Here is a 14,725-nt window from a genome sequence, read left to right as displayed (position 1 = left end):
CCCTGAGGCGATGCGCGCCAGGACGAATACGCCCCGGATGATCTCCCTTGTTTGCCCCGCTTCCTAAATGTTAGACGTGCCGGTGTTGCCTGCGGCTGGAGAGCCCCCCCGCGGGTTGTCGTTGTATGAAGGCCAATCCCCCGCCGACCGAACAAAATCCCCTCCCTTTGCCGAATGCGATCCGCGAAGATTCGCGTCCTCGCCCCGTTCGCCGTGGCTCTTTCCTGGACAGTCTCTCCGCTCTGGCCGGCAAAGCGCAGCGGTGGTCGTGGACTCTGTGCGCCATCACCTGTGTGGCCATCACCGGCTCAGCCGGAGCCGATAAGCCGGCGGAAACTAAAAGCGGTCCTGCTTTCGCCAATACTCAAATCCCGGGCATCGTTTGGAAGGACCGCATCGCCGAGGAAAATCTGTGGGGCGGCGGCTGGCATCGCGATGGCACGACGATATCCGCCGTCCGCAACCAGGCGTTCGTCGCTTTTCCGGAAGTGCTGAAGGATGGTGCCATTCGTGTCCGCTTCCGCTATGACGGTCCCGAAGGCTCTTTTATCGATCTCCAGACGCGCACCGACGGAAAGGCCGTCGGTCACCGTTACGTCGTGACTCTCTTCATCGGCAAGGAGGCCGATCACAAAGTGACTTCCCTGATGCGCGTCAAAACGGAGGATATCGGAAAGGACACCCAGCTCGGCGGCACGGGTAGTCTCGCTCAATTACAGCCGGGCGATGAGCATACCCTGGAGCTTTACTCGCAAGGCGACCACCAACTCTACTATTTCGACGGCAAGCTGGCCATCTCTGCGCAGGATGCCCACCGCCAGGAAGGAAAACTGGGCCTCTTCACCGGCGGCCAGCTTCATTACCTCAGCGTGGAAACGGCGGACCTCTCTCACGCTCCGCCGCTCGGCCCCTCGTCCCTTTCCACAGCAAAACCTTCCTCTCCTTCCTCCCCTCCCACCTCGTCTTCCCAGAACCTCACCACTGCAGAGATGGTCAAGACCTATCACAACAGCCTCGTCTTCATCACCGGAACGAATGGCTCGGGCAGCGGCTTTGTCGCAAAATATAGCAACGGCACTTTTCTCTTCACCAACGCCCATGTCGCCGCCGGAGTGCGCGGGGCTGCTTTCAAAACTCTCGAAGGCACCGAGGTCAAAACCGGCGCCGCTTCCTGCGCCGTGGGCCACGATGTTTTTCTATTCCAGCCTACGACCGCCGTGGGCCAACCACTGGAAATCATGACAGCGGTCGATGAAAACGCGGCCATCGGCGATGAAGTCGTGGTCCTCGGCAATGCCGAGGGGGCCGGCGTCATCAATACCATCACGGGACGCATCGTCGGTCTCGGTCCTCAACTCGTGGAGGTCGACGCACCCTTTCAACCCGGCAACAGCGGCAGTCCTATCATTCATTTGAAAAGCGGCAAGGTCATCGGCGTGGCCACTTACTCGCTGATCCGCAAGTACGATCCGACGACCAGGGAGCCGGTGAAAAACCCGATCGTTCGCCGCTTCGGCTACCGACTCGATAGCATCAAGAGCTGGCAGCCCGTGAATTGGAACGCCTTCTTCGCCCAAGCCACGGAAATGGAAGCGATCGAAAAACTCACGAACGACCTGGCCGCATTTCTCCGCGATCTCGCGAAAAACAAACACGTCACCCCAGGCGCGCATAACAACCCGGCGATCAAGAGTCGCATCGACGCCTGGGCCGAGGCCCGCTCCAGACACCTCAGCCCACACGACGCCTCTCTGGCCGACGAGAGCTTCATCTCCTTCCTCAAGGCCACCAGCGAGGCCGACGTGACAGCTGCGCGCCAACACATCACCTACGACTATTTTCAGCGCGCTCTCGCCGATCAACAAAGGGAGCGCGACGCCATCGCCAACGTGTTCAAACAGATCGTTCAGGAATTGCGGCGCTAATGCCAACCCGCTCGTCGTCTAACTCCGCAGCACCTGCTGCACCGCCGCGATCAGTGAATCGCTGCGATACGGCTTTTGCAGATATTCGGCGCGATTTTCGGCCAGCGTCTCCGGTTGGATCGACTCGCGGCAGTGGCCGGACACGAAGAGGATACGCAGTTCGGGCATCTTCTTGGCCAGGATCTCGGCCAGTTGCACGCCGCTGATCCGCGGCATGACCACGTCGGTAATGAGCGCCTGGATACCTGACCCATGTTCTTCGGCCAGGATCAGCGCCTTCTCGGCATCGGGAGCCGGGATGACGTGGTAGCCCTTGCCTTCGAGCATGAGCACCGCCAGTTCGCGAATTTCGTCTTCGTCTTCGACCAGCAGGATCGTCTCGCCGCCCGAGGGGCGGCCGTCTTTCGTTGTAGTCACAATCGGTTCTGGAGCCTGGATCTCCACCGGTTCCTCAGGCACCGGCAGGAAGATTCGGAAAGTAGTGCCGACCCCAACCTCGCTCTCCACCTCCAGGAAACCGCCCGCCTGCTTCACGATACCGAACACCGTGGCCAGGCCGAGGCCCGTGCCGCGCCCCGCGGGCTTGGTGGTGAAGAACGGTTCGAAAATGCGATTCTTCGTCTCAGTGTCCATGCCGCAGCCGGAGTCGCTGACCCGCAACTCCACCCAGTCGATCGAAGTCGCCTCGTGGCGGATCTGCCGCTCGGGATCGACCGACGCGTGCAGGGTAGCCATGGTCAGCGTGCCGGAGCCCTCCATCGCGTCGCGCGCATTGACCGCCAGGTTTACCAGCACCTGCTGGAATTGATTGGCATTGGCCACAATCATTGGCAGTTCGGGCGCCAGCTTCAGCTTCACCTGGATATTCACGCCGATGAGCCGGCGAACGAGCATGGCCGTTTCCTCGACCGTCTGGTTCAGGTCCAGCGGAGCAACCTCGCGCACTTCGTTGCGGCTGAAGGTAAGCAGCGGTCGGGTGAGCGCCGCGGCACTTTCGCCGGCTTTCCAGATGCTGCGGACGAACTGCATGGCCTCGCTCTCCGGGCGAATGTGCTGCATGGCACACTCCGCGCCGCCGAGGATGACGGTGAGCAGGTTATTGAAATCGTGCGCGATCGAACCAGCGAACTTGCCCAACGCGTCCATCTTCTGCGCCTGTTGCAATTCCCGTTCGGCCTTGGCCCGCTGCTCCATCTCTTCCTGCAGCGCCTTGTTCGCCCGCCAGAGCTCGACGGTGCGCGCATGCACCTTCAGCTCCAGGCTCTCCTGCGCGAGCTTCAGCTTTTCCTCGGCGCGCTGACGCGCCTCGATCATCTGGTTCAGCGCATCGGCCAGCGGACGAAATTCGCCGGCAACCTTGCCGGAAGCGCGGTGCTTGGCGCGTCCATTTTTCACCGCCATCGCCACTTCGACCAAATGCTGCACCGGTATGGTCATGCTGCGGCCCGCCCGCACACAGGTGGCGACCGCCGCGATCATGGCGCCGACGGCGAGGGAGATGAGCAGCCACTGCTGCCAAAGGGCTGCGGAAGCCAGCGGCAGCGAGTGGACGATCGTGATGATCAGGACCAAACAGCCCAACAACACACAGAACGGAAGCGCGAGACTTCTCCAAAGAAATAGGGGTGGGGACTGGGTACTGCGCATGGGACTATCACTGCGAAAGCATAATGCGGGCGCAGCTTGCCAGAAAAATTATCAGGTGGTGCCCTGATTCCGCATTTTCGAGAAAAATCGCCGCGCTCTTACGTATTTTCGGACCCAAAGATCATTTTCTGTGGTATCTTCTTCGCAAACTTGCAGTAGCAATTTTTGGAGAAAGCTTCGCCTTTCGTTCTCTCTGGAAAAACTTCCCGTTTGGCGAAAACCGCGTCGCTCGGCGAAACCCGCCTTCGCCCTTTGTCCAGAAAAATACGTACCTGCAAGCGATTCCGTTTGCACGACACCTGCTTTGCCACTATTCGTCTCGACCTTTGTGCACCAGCACACCTCCCTCCTGCCTTTTTTTCATGTTTAAGCGTATCCCATTCGACAAAGTCCACTGGACGACCAGCGTCTTCCTCATCGGCACACTCGCCCTCACGCTCACCGCGGTGCCGCTCTACATCTGGCACTTCGGTCTCGACTGGTTCCAGATCATTCTGTTTTCCGTGATGATCAATGCCTGCGGTTTCTCCATCACGCTGGGCTATCACCGGATGTTCTCGCACCTCGCCTTCCAGGGCCACTGGCTCGTCCGCGCCCTGGTGCTCATCTTCGGCGCAGGTGCGTTTGAAAATTCCGCCCTCATGTGGGCCTGCGAACATCGCACGCATCACAAGCACGTCGATCATAACGAAGATCCTTACGACATTTCCAAGGGCCTCTTCCACGCGCACGTCGGCTGGCTCATGTTCAAGCTCAAGTCCGACCCGACCTACGAGAACGTGCCTGACCTGAAGAAGGATTGGATGGTCATGCTGCAGCACAAGTATGTGCACCAGCTCGGCGCCTTCGTCGCCTTTGTCCTCCCGACCATCATCGGTTACATGTGGGGCGGTTGGCGCTCGGCGCTCGGCGCTTTCCTCATCGGCGGCGTCGCTCGCGTGGTCGCCCTCCAGCACTGCACCTTCTGCATCAATTCGCTCTGTCACTACATCGGCAAGCGCCCGTATTCCTCGCGCTGCTCCGCCCGGGATTCCTGGATCATGGCGCTGGTCACCGGCGGCGAAGGTTATCACAACTATCACCACGAGTTTCAGCACGACTATCGCAACGGCGTGAAGCCCTGGCAGTGGGATCCCACCAAGTGGATCATCTGGACGCTGTCCGTGCTGGGCCTCGCCAAGAATCTGCGCCGCGTACCGGCCGAGAAAATCCTCCTCGCCGAGCTGGCCGAAGCCCAGCGCCACATGGAGACGAAGCTCGAGTGCCCGCACCTCACCACGGCCGCTCGCGAATACATCGCCACCTCCTACGCCCGCCTCCAGGCCACCGCCGCCGAGTGGGCCGAATTCAAGGACGCGCAGATCGAAATCACCCGCGAGATGCTCGCCGAGCTGCGCGAAGAAGTCCGCGCCGCCCTCGACAGCCTCCGCCTCCGCGATCACGAGATCCCGGCCGCCGCGGAGAGTTAAGCCGCGAGCAGTTCATCCTTACGCTGAGCCTCAAACTTCAGCACCTGCGCCGCAGCGAAAGCTGCGGCGCTTTTTTTTGTCCGAATCACAAACAGCGGTGCTTTCGACGACAGGTGCTCACACCAAAACGTCGGGTGGAGAGACGTTCTCATCTACGTGATGCAAAGCGCACCGTCGCTTTTCCTGGGCGTTTCGCTAAGATCTCCGCCGTTCATCCCATGAAACGAACCGGCAAATGCCCAAAGTGCGGCTCCACGAACATCGAGAAGGACGCCAAGGTGATCGACCGCAACGGCTCCTACTCCTCCGAATACGAGATGACCATTGCCACCTACCAAAAGCCGCGGGCCATCCTCTTCAAAGGTGAGCGCATCTCCACCGTTTCCGCCTGGGTTTGCGCCGACTGCGGTTACCTCGAGCTCTACGCCGACGCTCCCCGCGAGATCAAGGTGCGGAGCGAGGAATCGCTGTGATCGCCAGTCGGTTCGAGCACGCGGGTTCTGCGTCCGAAATCTGCTGACTCGGCTCTCGACATCCCGATTAGCCACCGGCTCGCCGGCGCCGCGCACAGAAATCGCCTTGCCAGCCAATAAATTTCGAACGGGACTGGGGGGAAGCGCGCCGTCGCTTCCTTGTGAGCGCGTTCTCCCAGCTCTGCCTTGAGATGGGCACCAGCGCCAAGATGATCCGCGAGAACTACAACGAGAGCAAAGACGAGCAGGAAGGCCTCGAATATTTCGCCCAAATGCCCGACGCCAGCCTGAGCGACATCATCCTCGTCTTCGCCAAGAGAGCCTGCCCCTCCGCCGTGACAATTCGTGACAAAAATCAATGCCAAGTAACGCGCCAGTTCATCCAATGACTCCGCATCCATTCCGTCACCACCTCCTATTTACACTGAACACGCGCGCCAGTTGGAGCAAAATGCACTGCGCCCGGCGGGGGTCGAACCCACACCCTTCGGCTTCGGAGGCCGCGCGTTTACTCTGGACAGAAAACGCGTTGGCATTTTGTTGCCATTTTAATACCCGAAAGCTTCCAACAGCACAAGAGTGTGCCAAAAGGTCCGCGGCCACCCAACTCGACGGACTGGCTTGAACCACGGGTAGTGAACCGGGAAACCAGCCACTACATGGCCGGGGCGGGAGATGCTTCCTGAGGTACTGCCTCTTGAGGTGCTGATTGTACGATTACCTTCGCCTCGGGAGGCGCCTTCAGCGCGACCACGTTGAGCACATGAGTGGCGATCACATTTCCTTCGTTCTGGACCTCAAACTTCAGAACACCGGGAGCTTGCAGCGGCATTCCTTGAAAGTTCCACACCACTCGATTTTTTCGGGCTTCACCCGGAAAAGAGACCTTGAACGGCAACGCCAACAATTCCTGATCGTTGTTCGATACTTTGAGAGAAATCGACGTTTCACTCGCGCCTTCGCCGTCCCATGAGACATTGGCTACCGCGGTGAATTTGGGAACAAAAAGAGGGAAACCGGCCCCTGTAAAATCCTCGAGCAAATTGATGAGAGACAGGCGCCTTGTGGGAAGGTCTTGGATCGCTGCCTCAGCGACTGCAAATAGGTCAACTTTTACCATAATCAATAACCGACAGATTCGACTTTAGGCCGGGGAATCTGAACGTCTACCACATTTGGAGACGAGGAGGGCTGCGTGTTTGAAACTACACTGACGGACGCAGGCCAGACCACAGTGGGCACGGTAACGACAGTTTGGAGGCGTCGCTGCGTCGCATAAAATCGCGCAATGTCGTCGGCCCATTTCAATCCCGACGTAGCAACTCTTTCAAAATAAGCGGCTACCTCCTGCCCGTCATGAAATGACAGGGCAATCAGCAAGCCGTACAAAGCCGCCGCACTGTCCATTGATTCGTACACTGTCGGAGAAACGCGCTTTATCGCCTCCATGAGTTGCCCGGCTTCGTATTCTAAGCCAACTGCCTGAACAGCCCCATCGTTACGCAACTTTTTAAACAAATAGGAGGGGGTATTGGCAAAGAGAAGCGCTTCGCGCGCATTGCCATCAAGAATCCTGTTTTCCGGAGGAGTCATTTCACGATTCGGTAGTATTTCGCAGTTTGAAACGAATAAGGACAGTAGGCAGAGCCATGAACGCATTCAAGGCCCATCCCCCATTTGCTGACAACGCGAAAAGTCTGCTGAATCTCGCTGTTCTCCCGACTGACCACAATTCCCGAATGTTCAAAATCGCCGGTCTCGGGGTCAAAATAGAGGATTACGTCCCCCGGCAGAACATTCTCTATCTTGACCTCCTCGTAACCGTCCTCTTCTAAAATTTGTCGGAGGGCCGCACTGTCCGAAATACCCGTGCGTCGCGACGCGAAGGTCAGCCCATGGCAGTTGTAATGGGGGATAAGGCCGCCAGCGCGTACATCGACGTCGCTGTATTTTGCAGCAAGATCCTCTGCGCCTTTTTTGTCGACGAGAGAGACTTTTTCAGCCTGAAAATTATCAACCTCGCCTTTCCGGCGGGTGAAAAGGGGAATTCCAGGGATGGGGTCGAAAAATGGGGTGATCAGGTGTCCCGACATCTGCGCGGCCTTCTTGCCCTTCCGTAAAACGCGAGTCAATCCGTAATCACACCTAAAAATACGTAGCCGGCATATCCGCCAAGACGGCATTGGCGAGAATAAGTGAATGACTAGCCACCTCCTGAAGTCCCCCCATTCACCTTCCCAATAAGCTGATCTTCAATTAGTTGAATCAATGCGTGAAGAGGTGATGGTGAAAGCGCAAATCCCTTTCCCCAGAACGCCGCTTCCTTTTGCGCCACCTATTCACGGTGGAATCTCGGTAAACCAGTCGTTCGCTTTCGCGATATTGTCCACTCGAAAGCCACGCCGCGACCACTGCGGATCACGGGGAAGAAAGTGCAGAAAAGTTTTTACGGATCGCTCGCGCGTTTCCCCTTTACTTCGACCGAACCCAAGCGAAGTGCAGCTTTAAAGAGATTCCTTGCACCCGGTGGGGTGTCTTCCCTGTATGTTGCACCAATTTACTGCGGAATGCCTTCATCCTTCACCTACAGAGAAAAACGACCGCACTACCTATCCACCAGAGTATTCACCACGCTTCACAGGGAGTGAAGCCCTCTGGCTAAACCGTAGATAGATAGGAACGGAAAGAATGGGCGCTGGGCAGCGACATCGGAGCAACGCGAAGCAAGCGCTAGCCGCGGGCACCGCTCAGGCCAGCGCTTGCCAACTCGACCAGGTGAGTGAAGGCTGGAAGCACCGATCACCCCATGAACGAAGCACCCGACTCGCCGCCAAAGTTTCTGGCAGACGCCCCCGTCCGGCTCGACCCGTCCGACAAGATCAAATCGCTCGACGGCAAATCGCTGGCGTTGGTGCTCCCCAGCGGCCGCAGCATGATGGTGTCCATTCAAGTAAAGGAAACGCCGGCGCAAGCCTCGGACGAATGGAAGGTGTCTGTTGCAGTGTGGGACGTTGGAAGCGCCGGCACGGAATCGCAATGGCAACCGGTCACGGCGGAGTCAATGCGACAACCACCACCGGTGGCGAAGCTCGGTCGCTGGGAGAAATGGCTGACTCGGGACGCGATCGATTTGGTGAGCTTGCGCGACAAAGTTTGGCTGGTGACCGCGGATTTCGAGTTGGTTTTGCCGAGCGAACCGGAACGCTCCAACGGGTAAACACGGAAAATTGAGTTGGGGCAGAATATGTTCATATGAACATATTCGTGAACTGCCCTGCCCTTTCGGAACTCTACACAAAACTGCGGGAACCCCGCCACAACTAGCGCCGTGCTTGGTGTCAGTTGCAGTTGCTCCGCATCTGGGTTGAAGGAGGTTAACCAGGTGAAGTGGCCGACGACGACGCACCGAAAGTCCGACGGCGAAAATCACGCTGAAGCTGCAAAATGGGTCACTGTGGCGGAAGCGGAACCACAAAAAGAGACCGCTGCGATGTTACGAGCATCGAAGCGGGCGAGTGACCCGACCAGCCAAATCCAGTATCAATGAAAAAGTCCAACCGGATGAAAGAAAATAGTGCCTCTCAACAGCGCGAACATCAAGGCAAACGCTCCGTTAAACTTCACGCACCGAAGGCCCACCGCCGCCCTGTCCCCAACGCCAACAAGAGAATCCCGACGGAGACCCGTGATGATGGGATGGCGGCATATGCCGCCGTGCTCGGTGAGCAAATCGTCTGTTGGCGACACGAATGCGGTGATCGAGAGGTGTTCTTTGGCAGTTTCGGAATATTCTACCAAGTATCTGAGGAAGTGCGCATAAAACGGGGCACCGTGTGGCAAACTGCTTTTGAGCTCAAAGAGCGGGAGCCACATCTGGACATGGAAAAATACGTCGCAAGCCTTTCGACTGGGCGCGTCAAACGGCGGTTTGAATTGGTTCCGGCCGACAGCATATTTGTGCAGAGCTGGCTGAAAGATCATGGATTCTCTCCACGCGAGGACGTCGACAAATGGGCCGCTAACGAGCGCGAAGAGGAGATTCGACACGCTCGATGCGTGGTCGCAGAAATTGACAGGCAGCGGCAGCGCGATCGCGAAAACCGCCATGTAGGTGTGCACGGTTTTGCGGCAATGCGCTGGCCGGTGGTGGAGTTGGCCTTTCACACAGCCGAAACCCTGGCGAAGAATGCGCCCTTCCTTTTACGCGTCGCGGAAGAGACAACCCGGTCAGACGAGTTTCGCGAAGAGCATTGCGCCGACCTGGCCGAACTGCTGGTGGCCTGCTCGGAAATCGAAGCGCGAATGAGAGAAGGCGAATGTTGGAATACGACAATCTCCTTTCGTGAATTGCATGGCCTGGCGGGATTGCGTGAATGGGAGCCTGCGGACTTTCTCAGCGAGGCTGCAAACGCGATCTGGTGGTTACTCGATCCAGCCAGTGAGGAGGCAATGGCCAAACTGAGCCCCTTGCCGGCGCATGAATTGATGGAAGTGTTTTGCCTGCTCGAAGAGATCGCGACGGAGGAAGGATTGATCGAAACGCCGTCCGACACGCCGAGCCCGATCCGACGCCGCGAAGCGTTATGCCGATCGGTTTCGTATCCGAGCGCGATGGCCGCGTAGTTCAGGTTAGAGCATTGAGCGACAGCGCCGGGGCGAAAGCCCCGGCGCTTTTTTTTGTCTTGCGTAGCGCGGTGGCAGCAATAGCCGCGCGCCAAGCATGCACCAATACTCCGAATGGCGGGAACGCTGCCAAGTTTTCAAATACGCCAAGCTTCAAGCTCAAGCTGGGTTTGAGTTGCCTTCGGATGAACGCGCGTTCATCCGAGGGGAACGGAACCGAGTATACGAACGGCAGAGACCATCATGGCAACCGTCCCCCTTTTTATGCCCTGTTTCATGCCGGCAGCCGACTGAAAGCAAAAGGGCCACTGGGGCGATTCTCGGACCCTACATATCAGCCGGGCGCGAGTGCCACATTTGACACTAGACGCCGTTTACTATGACCACCCAATCCAAACGCAAGAAACGTCACCAAGTCGACAAACGCGCTGAGTTCTGTGCCAAAGCCAGCCCAAAGCTGCCTCCATCCACGAAAGCGCACCAGGCGGCAAGGTTCGCAAAAGCTCAACGGCTGCGGAGCCGTTGGGTAAGTCCGTGCTCTGTATAGATCGGATAGACGCGCATCTATCGCGCCGGCCGTCCTCGTCGCTGGCGGAACATTTCAAGGGGTCACTCCATGTGAAGACGATGCTTCACCTCGTGTTTCAGGTATTCGACGAGAATTCCAAAGGTCCACGAAAGGCCTGGCTTCAATAGCTTTTCCTTGGCCTTCGCCCAGATTGTCGGATCGCGTGACGCATCCAGAAAATCGTGTCCTTCCCACGTTAGCCGCTGAATGGCAGCCCCCACGGCTTGGCCGTTCTCCCCGTTGACGACATGCCCCTTCAGCAAACCTGCCTCTACCATCACATCGAAGTGATAGACGCGCGTTTGCTCCGAAACCTCGGCAAGTTCGGGCGGCATTTCGCCCGCCTCCACCCACTGCAGGATCAGTCGCACGATGTCCATATCTCGCTTCATTCCTGCATACGAACAGGGGCAGCGGATTTGTGCGAGTGTTTTGGCCGATGGATTTTCCCGCCATCCCCCCGGATGAACGCGCGTCCGTCCCCGACAGCCTGTGCAAGGCAAGTTACAAAGGGCCTGCAGCCGGCCTGCCGCTGGCGTTCACCCTTGCCAAGTCCGACATGGATAGCGAACGCTCCAACCACCTTTCCAGACCTAAGCTGTCGCTTCTGTTCTATAGTTTCTGGAAATTTGCCCCTTCATACTTCCGCCCTATTCGTTTACAGCCGACTTTTTAGAAATCGGCCTTTTGAATGTCCATTTACTCTGAAAAAGGTCGGAAGGACACCGGATATCCCGCTTTAAACGATCGGACTTCCTCTAAAAAGTCGCCCGTCAACGCGCCAGACTCTTTTGGGGCTTTAATCGAGAAGCAATCGAGCGATTTACTCTGTAGGGAGGCTCACTCTGGCTTTTTCAGGGTTCCTTCCCTCAAACTAAAAACTCGGGTGTAAACGGACAATTTACAGAGGAAATCATGCGCCCGGCGGGGGTCGAACCCACAACCTTCGGCTTCGGAGGCCGACGCTCTATCCAATTGAGCTACGAGCGCGAGGCGGGGAACGTAGTGGCGGAGACGCGCGGTGAAAAGAGGAAAGTCACGCAAATGTAAAAGCATCACACTCGCTCCTCTCGTCATCCGCCATTTTCCTCGGTCCTGCAACCCTGCTCCGCGAACTGCCATTGGTAGTTTTTTTCGCATCGCTGGCTCACATTCCGCACTCCGAACTCCGCACTCCGAACTCCGAACTCCGAACTCCGCATTCCCTCCCCTACAGCCCTTCAATCTTCCACTGCTGCTCCTGGGCGTTGTCGTAGGGGGCCTGGATGACGGCGGCGCCATTGTCCTGACCTTTGGCGGTCAACGCCTTGCCGTCGAGTTGCGAGGTGATTTTGAAGTAGTTGTTCTCGATCTTCTCGATCCGCCAACGCTGCCACGGAATGGCCTTGTTGACGTTGGACTGCTGCGCCTGCGTGTTGTCGTCGGTCACCGGCTTGGGAGTCGGCGTTGGCGTCGGCTTGGGCGCTTTGGGGTCCGGCTTGGGAGTCGGCGTGGGCGTCGCGGTCGGTTTGCCGTTGCTGGGAGGGTTGTGATGATCCAGCGTGGTGGGGTTGGTCGGCAGGCTGAGCGCCTTGCCGCCTTCCGCATTCACCAGCATGTAGGTACCATTGTCCTGCGGAATGATACGCCACTGCTGGTTGCCACCGTTGTTGTAGCTGTAGGTCTGCACTTTGTGTCCGTCGTCGTGCGAATGGCCTTCCACTTCCAGGGCCTTGCCCGTCTTGCGATTCGTGAGCCGGTAACGGCCGTCCGGTATCTTGCCCTGCGCGAGCATCGCCGAACGTTCCTTCTCCACTTTGGAGAGCTCGGCCGCCGCCGTCACCGCGAGTTCCTGCGCTTTCGGCGCGAGCTTGCCTTGCACGGCCCTGAGTTGCTTCACCGCGGTGCGCTTTTGGTCGATCGTCTTGGCGCCCTTCCAGGCGTCGGCCGCCATTTGATAGGCGGTATATTCCTCGACGTAATCGGTGGCCATCGGCTTGAGCCCCTCGAGCCACGCGTCCGTCCCCGTGAATTCCGCCTGGCGGAAACGCCGGAAGAAATCCGCCGCTTCGTCGACCGCGCCCGCCTCCCAATCCTTCATGCCATAAAAGAGGAACGCCGCTGGGCCGGCGCCGCCGGCGGGCGCCTGGACCGCCTTGGGATCGATGACGTGCTCGCTCGTCATCTGCCGCGTGGTCTCCATGAAAAAGTCGGCCGTCGCCTTGTCCGCATCGCTCTTCGAGTACGGTCCGCGCGCTTCCACCCGCTGGAAGCTGCTCATTCCCTCCTGGCGATGCCCGGAAGCGATTTGCGCCAGGCCCATCAGCATATCCGCCCAGTTTAGCCAGGGCTGCTTCGGCTTCTGCGCGGCCACGGCAGCGAGTGAAGTGACGGCACTTGCCGGCTCGCTTTTGGCCAGCCCGCTCACGCCTTCGGCCATCAAGGCGCTGCCCTTCTTCGCCTGCTCCTCCGGCGAACCGGAGAAAATCTGATTTCGGAACAGCACGCCCACGCCGAGGAGCACCACGAGCACGCCGATCATGGCAAAGGTCAGCACCCCCATCGCCTTTTTCTCCTGCTCCGTCTCGAGCACCACGCGCTTGCCTTCCGCCTTGCCCCGGCCGGCCTGCAATTCGTTCAGCGCGTATTCCAGATGCTCGATCAATTCATCGTAGCTTTGGTAACGCTTCTCGGGGTCTTTGTTCAGCGTGCGGTTGATGACGTAATTCGTATTACTCGAAACCTGCGGCGCGAACGCCTGCAAGCTCACCGCCTGGCTCTTCAAATGTTTCAGCGCGACGAGCGAAGCATTCTCCGCCTCGAAGGGCGGGCGGCCGGCCAGCGCGTGGAAGAGCGTGCCGCCGAGCGAATAAATATCGCTGCGGAAATCCTCGGGCTTCTGGTCGAGCTTTTCCGGGGCGACATAGTACGGCGTGCCCCAAATTTCCCCACGCACCTTCACTTCGTCCTCGGCAAAAATCGCCAGACCGAAGTCCACGATCTTCGAGGTGTGGGCATCGGTGAAAAGGATGTTACCCGGCTTGACGTCGCGGTGAATCAGCCCCGCTTCATGCGCGGCGCGCAACCCGCTGGCGATCTGGATGCCGACCTCCAGCACCTGCGCCTCGGCCACGCGCCCCTGCAGTTCGATGAGTTTGTCGAGCGTCCCCTTCTCCACCAGCTCCATGGCGATGTAAAAACGCCCGTGATCCATCCCCGTGCTAAACACGCGCACAACGTGCGGATGGTTGATCGATGCCGTGATCGCCGCCTCGGTCTCGAGTTGTTTGATCTGCTCCGGAGTGCCGCTGCTTTTTTTCAAAAGCTTGAGCGCCACCATGCGATCCAGCGAGGTGTCATGCGCCTTGTACACCGCGCCCATGCCGCCGTGGCCGAGCATGTCCACGAGCTCGAAATGATCGATCATCGTACTGACCGTCGACGGCGCGCCACAAGTAGGGCAGACCACGGCGGAAAGAGGTTCGACATCAGTGACATCCATGGCTGCACCGCATTCGGGACAGTTCTGGATCAACGGTTCGTCAACGTTTGTGCTCACGGGGCGGATTTATGTGGGGGAAGATTCGTATTTGCTCGCAGCAATGCGTGTGCCGAAAAGCTCTCGCAGCGGTTTCCAGGATGCGAGGACAATTTTATACGACTTGCAAGAATCCGCGCAAACGTCCGCCTCTGCCGCGGTCGGCGATGCAAGGGCATGACTAAGATGAACCTCAAGGGCAACTGGAACGAAATCAAAGGCAAGCTGAAGCAGAAATATGGTCAGCTCACCGATGACGACCTCACCTTTGCCGAAGGCAAGGAAGACGAACTCCTCGGCCGCCTGCAAAAGCGGCTCGGCAAGTCCAAGGAGGACGTCCGCCGTGAGATCGAAGAGTTCTAGACGCCCGTCATTTAAATACCAAACGCTCGCGGCTCGCCGCGAGCGTTTCTGTTTTAGGAAGGCAGAGACTGGGAAAAGTGCCTGCGAATCACACGAATCACACGAATAGAAATCTTTGATTCGTGTGATCTGTGTCATTC

General features: G+C 58.3%; 14 protein-coding genes and 1 tRNA gene. 8 read left to right on the top strand and 7 right to left on the bottom strand.

All coding sequences use genetic code 11. The features are described from left to right. Positions 1-125 precede the first annotated feature (125 nt). Entirely contained in the window at positions 126-1,925 is a 1,800-nt protein-coding gene (locus CFE428DRAFT_RS19470; RefSeq protein ID WP_006981336.1) for a S1 family peptidase, read from the top strand. 18 nt (positions 1,926-1,943) lie between these two features. Here the strand turns inward: CFE428DRAFT_RS19470 and CFE428DRAFT_RS19465 are convergent, their stop codons facing one another. Further along, the gene (locus tag CFE428DRAFT_RS19465) at positions 1,944-3,497 is read right to left on the bottom strand and encodes an ATP-binding protein (RefSeq protein ID WP_162145289.1); all 1,554 of its coding nucleotides are present in this window, start codon (positions 3,495-3,497) and stop codon (positions 1,944-1,946) included. A gap of 437 nt (positions 3,498-3,934) precedes the next feature. Between CFE428DRAFT_RS19465 and CFE428DRAFT_RS19460 the strand changes: the two genes are divergently transcribed. From CFE428DRAFT_RS19460 to CFE428DRAFT_RS19450, 3 genes are all read left to right on the top strand, one after another. After that, positions 3,935-5,041: an acyl-CoA desaturase gene (locus CFE428DRAFT_RS19460; protein ID WP_006981334.1), complete on the top strand. Its 1,107-nt coding sequence runs from the start codon at positions 3,935-3,937 to the stop codon at positions 5,039-5,041. Positions 5,042-5,259: 218 nt separating this feature from the next. Then, complete coding sequence (locus CFE428DRAFT_RS19455; protein ID WP_006981333.1) at positions 5,260-5,514, top strand: hypothetical protein; 255 nt, start codon at positions 5,260-5,262, stop codon at positions 5,512-5,514. A 161-nt stretch (positions 5,515-5,675) separates the two neighbouring features. Then, complete coding sequence (locus tag CFE428DRAFT_RS19450; RefSeq protein ID WP_131989519.1) at positions 5,676-5,903, top strand: hypothetical protein; 228 nt, start codon at positions 5,676-5,678, stop codon at positions 5,901-5,903. Positions 5,904-6,169: 266 nt separating this feature from the next. Here the strand turns inward: CFE428DRAFT_RS19450 and CFE428DRAFT_RS19445 are convergent, their stop codons facing one another. From CFE428DRAFT_RS19445 to CFE428DRAFT_RS19435, 3 genes are read right to left on the bottom strand one after another with little or no spacing between them, the layout of a single operon-like run. Next, positions 6,170-6,634, bottom strand: a complete 465-nt coding sequence (locus CFE428DRAFT_RS19445) for a DUF6941 family protein (protein WP_006981331.1) — start codon at positions 6,632-6,634, stop codon at positions 6,170-6,172. A 2-nt stretch (positions 6,635-6,636) separates the two neighbouring features. After that, positions 6,637-7,107 (bottom strand): hypothetical protein, encoded by a 471-nt coding sequence (locus CFE428DRAFT_RS19440; RefSeq protein WP_042725356.1) that lies wholly within the window; start codon positions 7,105-7,107, stop codon positions 6,637-6,639. Beyond that, positions 7,104-7,607: a hypothetical protein gene (locus CFE428DRAFT_RS19435; RefSeq protein ID WP_157447575.1), complete on the bottom strand. Its 504-nt coding sequence runs from the start codon at positions 7,605-7,607 to the stop codon at positions 7,104-7,106. The genes CFE428DRAFT_RS19440 and CFE428DRAFT_RS19435 overlap by 4 nt, the downstream gene beginning before the upstream one ends. A gap of 713 nt (positions 7,608-8,320) precedes the next feature. On the opposite strand from CFE428DRAFT_RS19435, the gene CFE428DRAFT_RS19430 reads away from it, so the two are divergent. Both CFE428DRAFT_RS19430 and CFE428DRAFT_RS37575 read left to right on the top strand, forming a co-directional pair. Then, positions 8,321-8,731: a hypothetical protein gene (locus CFE428DRAFT_RS19430; protein WP_006981327.1), complete on the top strand. Its 411-nt coding sequence runs from the start codon at positions 8,321-8,323 to the stop codon at positions 8,729-8,731. A gap of 326 nt (positions 8,732-9,057) precedes the next feature. Continuing rightward, entirely contained in the window at positions 9,058-10,137 is a 1,080-nt protein-coding gene (locus CFE428DRAFT_RS37575; protein WP_131989520.1) for a hypothetical protein, read from the top strand. A 609-nt stretch (positions 10,138-10,746) separates the two neighbouring features. Here the strand turns inward: CFE428DRAFT_RS37575 and CFE428DRAFT_RS19415 are convergent. After that, a complete protein-coding gene (locus CFE428DRAFT_RS19415; protein WP_006981324.1) occupies positions 10,747-11,085 on the bottom strand; it encodes a DUF2513 domain-containing protein in 339 nt (112 codons plus the stop codon). A gap of 59 nt (positions 11,086-11,144) precedes the next feature. Between CFE428DRAFT_RS19415 and CFE428DRAFT_RS37570 the strand changes: the two genes are divergently transcribed. Beyond that, entirely contained in the window at positions 11,145-11,381 is a 237-nt protein-coding gene (locus CFE428DRAFT_RS37570) for a hypothetical protein (protein ID WP_006981323.1), read from the top strand. A 240-nt stretch (positions 11,382-11,621) separates the two neighbouring features. On the opposite strand, the gene CFE428DRAFT_RS19410 is transcribed toward CFE428DRAFT_RS37570, so the two are convergent. Both CFE428DRAFT_RS19410 and CFE428DRAFT_RS34020 read right to left on the bottom strand, forming a co-directional pair. Next, positions 11,622-11,695, bottom strand: a tRNA-Arg gene (locus CFE428DRAFT_RS19410). Positions 11,696-11,915: 220 nt separating this feature from the next. Further along, positions 11,916-14,243: a serine/threonine protein kinase gene (locus CFE428DRAFT_RS34020; RefSeq protein ID WP_237705525.1), complete on the bottom strand. Its 2,328-nt coding sequence runs from the start codon at positions 14,241-14,243 to the stop codon at positions 11,916-11,918. A gap of 156 nt (positions 14,244-14,399) precedes the next feature. On the opposite strand from CFE428DRAFT_RS34020, the gene CFE428DRAFT_RS19400 reads away from it, so the two are divergent. After that, positions 14,400-14,585 carry a CsbD family protein gene (locus CFE428DRAFT_RS19400; protein WP_006981321.1) on the top strand — a complete coding sequence of 62 codons (186 nt, stop codon included), beginning with the start codon at positions 14,400-14,402 and terminating at the stop codon, positions 14,583-14,585. Positions 14,586-14,725: the final 140 nt, after the last annotated feature.

The organism is Chthoniobacter flavus Ellin428 (genome assembly GCF_000173075.1).
GTDB classification, from domain to species: Bacteria; Verrucomicrobiota; Verrucomicrobiia; order Chthoniobacterales; family Chthoniobacteraceae; genus Chthoniobacter; species Chthoniobacter flavus.
The sequence above is the reverse complement of the archived record's forward strand: the minus strand, read 5'-3'. Positions and strand labels throughout refer to the sequence as shown.

What these genes read in the sequence shown, in the direction of transcription:
- CFE428DRAFT_RS19445 (WP_006981331.1), bottom strand. Translation starts at nt 6,634, where the DNA reads ATGGTAAAAGTTGACCTATTTGCAGTCGCTGAGGCAGCGATCCAAGAC.
- CFE428DRAFT_RS19415 (WP_006981324.1), bottom strand. Translation starts at nt 11,085, where the DNA reads ATGGACATCGTGCGACTGATCCTGCAGTGGGTGGAGGCGGGCGAAATG.
- CFE428DRAFT_RS37570 (WP_006981323.1), top strand. Translation starts at nt 11,145, where the DNA reads ATGGATTTTCCCGCCATCCCCCCGGATGAACGCGCGTCCGTCCCCGAC.
- CFE428DRAFT_RS19440 (WP_042725356.1), bottom strand. Translation starts at nt 7,107, where the DNA reads ATGACTCCTCCGGAAAACAGGATTCTTGATGGCAATGCGCGCGAAGCG.
- CFE428DRAFT_RS19435 (WP_157447575.1), bottom strand. Translation starts at nt 7,607, where the DNA reads ATGTCGGGACACCTGATCACCCCATTTTTCGACCCCATCCCTGGAATT.
- CFE428DRAFT_RS19470 (WP_006981336.1), top strand. Translation starts at nt 126, where the DNA reads ATGAAGGCCAATCCCCCGCCGACCGAACAAAATCCCCTCCCTTTGCCG.
- CFE428DRAFT_RS37575 (WP_131989520.1), top strand. Translation starts at nt 9,058, where the DNA reads ATGAAAAAGTCCAACCGGATGAAAGAAAATAGTGCCTCTCAACAGCGC.
- CFE428DRAFT_RS19455 (WP_006981333.1), top strand. Translation starts at nt 5,260, where the DNA reads ATGAAACGAACCGGCAAATGCCCAAAGTGCGGCTCCACGAACATCGAG.
- CFE428DRAFT_RS19400 (WP_006981321.1), top strand. Translation starts at nt 14,400, where the DNA reads ATGACTAAGATGAACCTCAAGGGCAACTGGAACGAAATCAAAGGCAAG.
- CFE428DRAFT_RS19430 (WP_006981327.1), top strand. Translation starts at nt 8,321, where the DNA reads ATGAACGAAGCACCCGACTCGCCGCCAAAGTTTCTGGCAGACGCCCCC.
- CFE428DRAFT_RS19460 (WP_006981334.1), top strand. Translation starts at nt 3,935, where the DNA reads ATGTTTAAGCGTATCCCATTCGACAAAGTCCACTGGACGACCAGCGTC.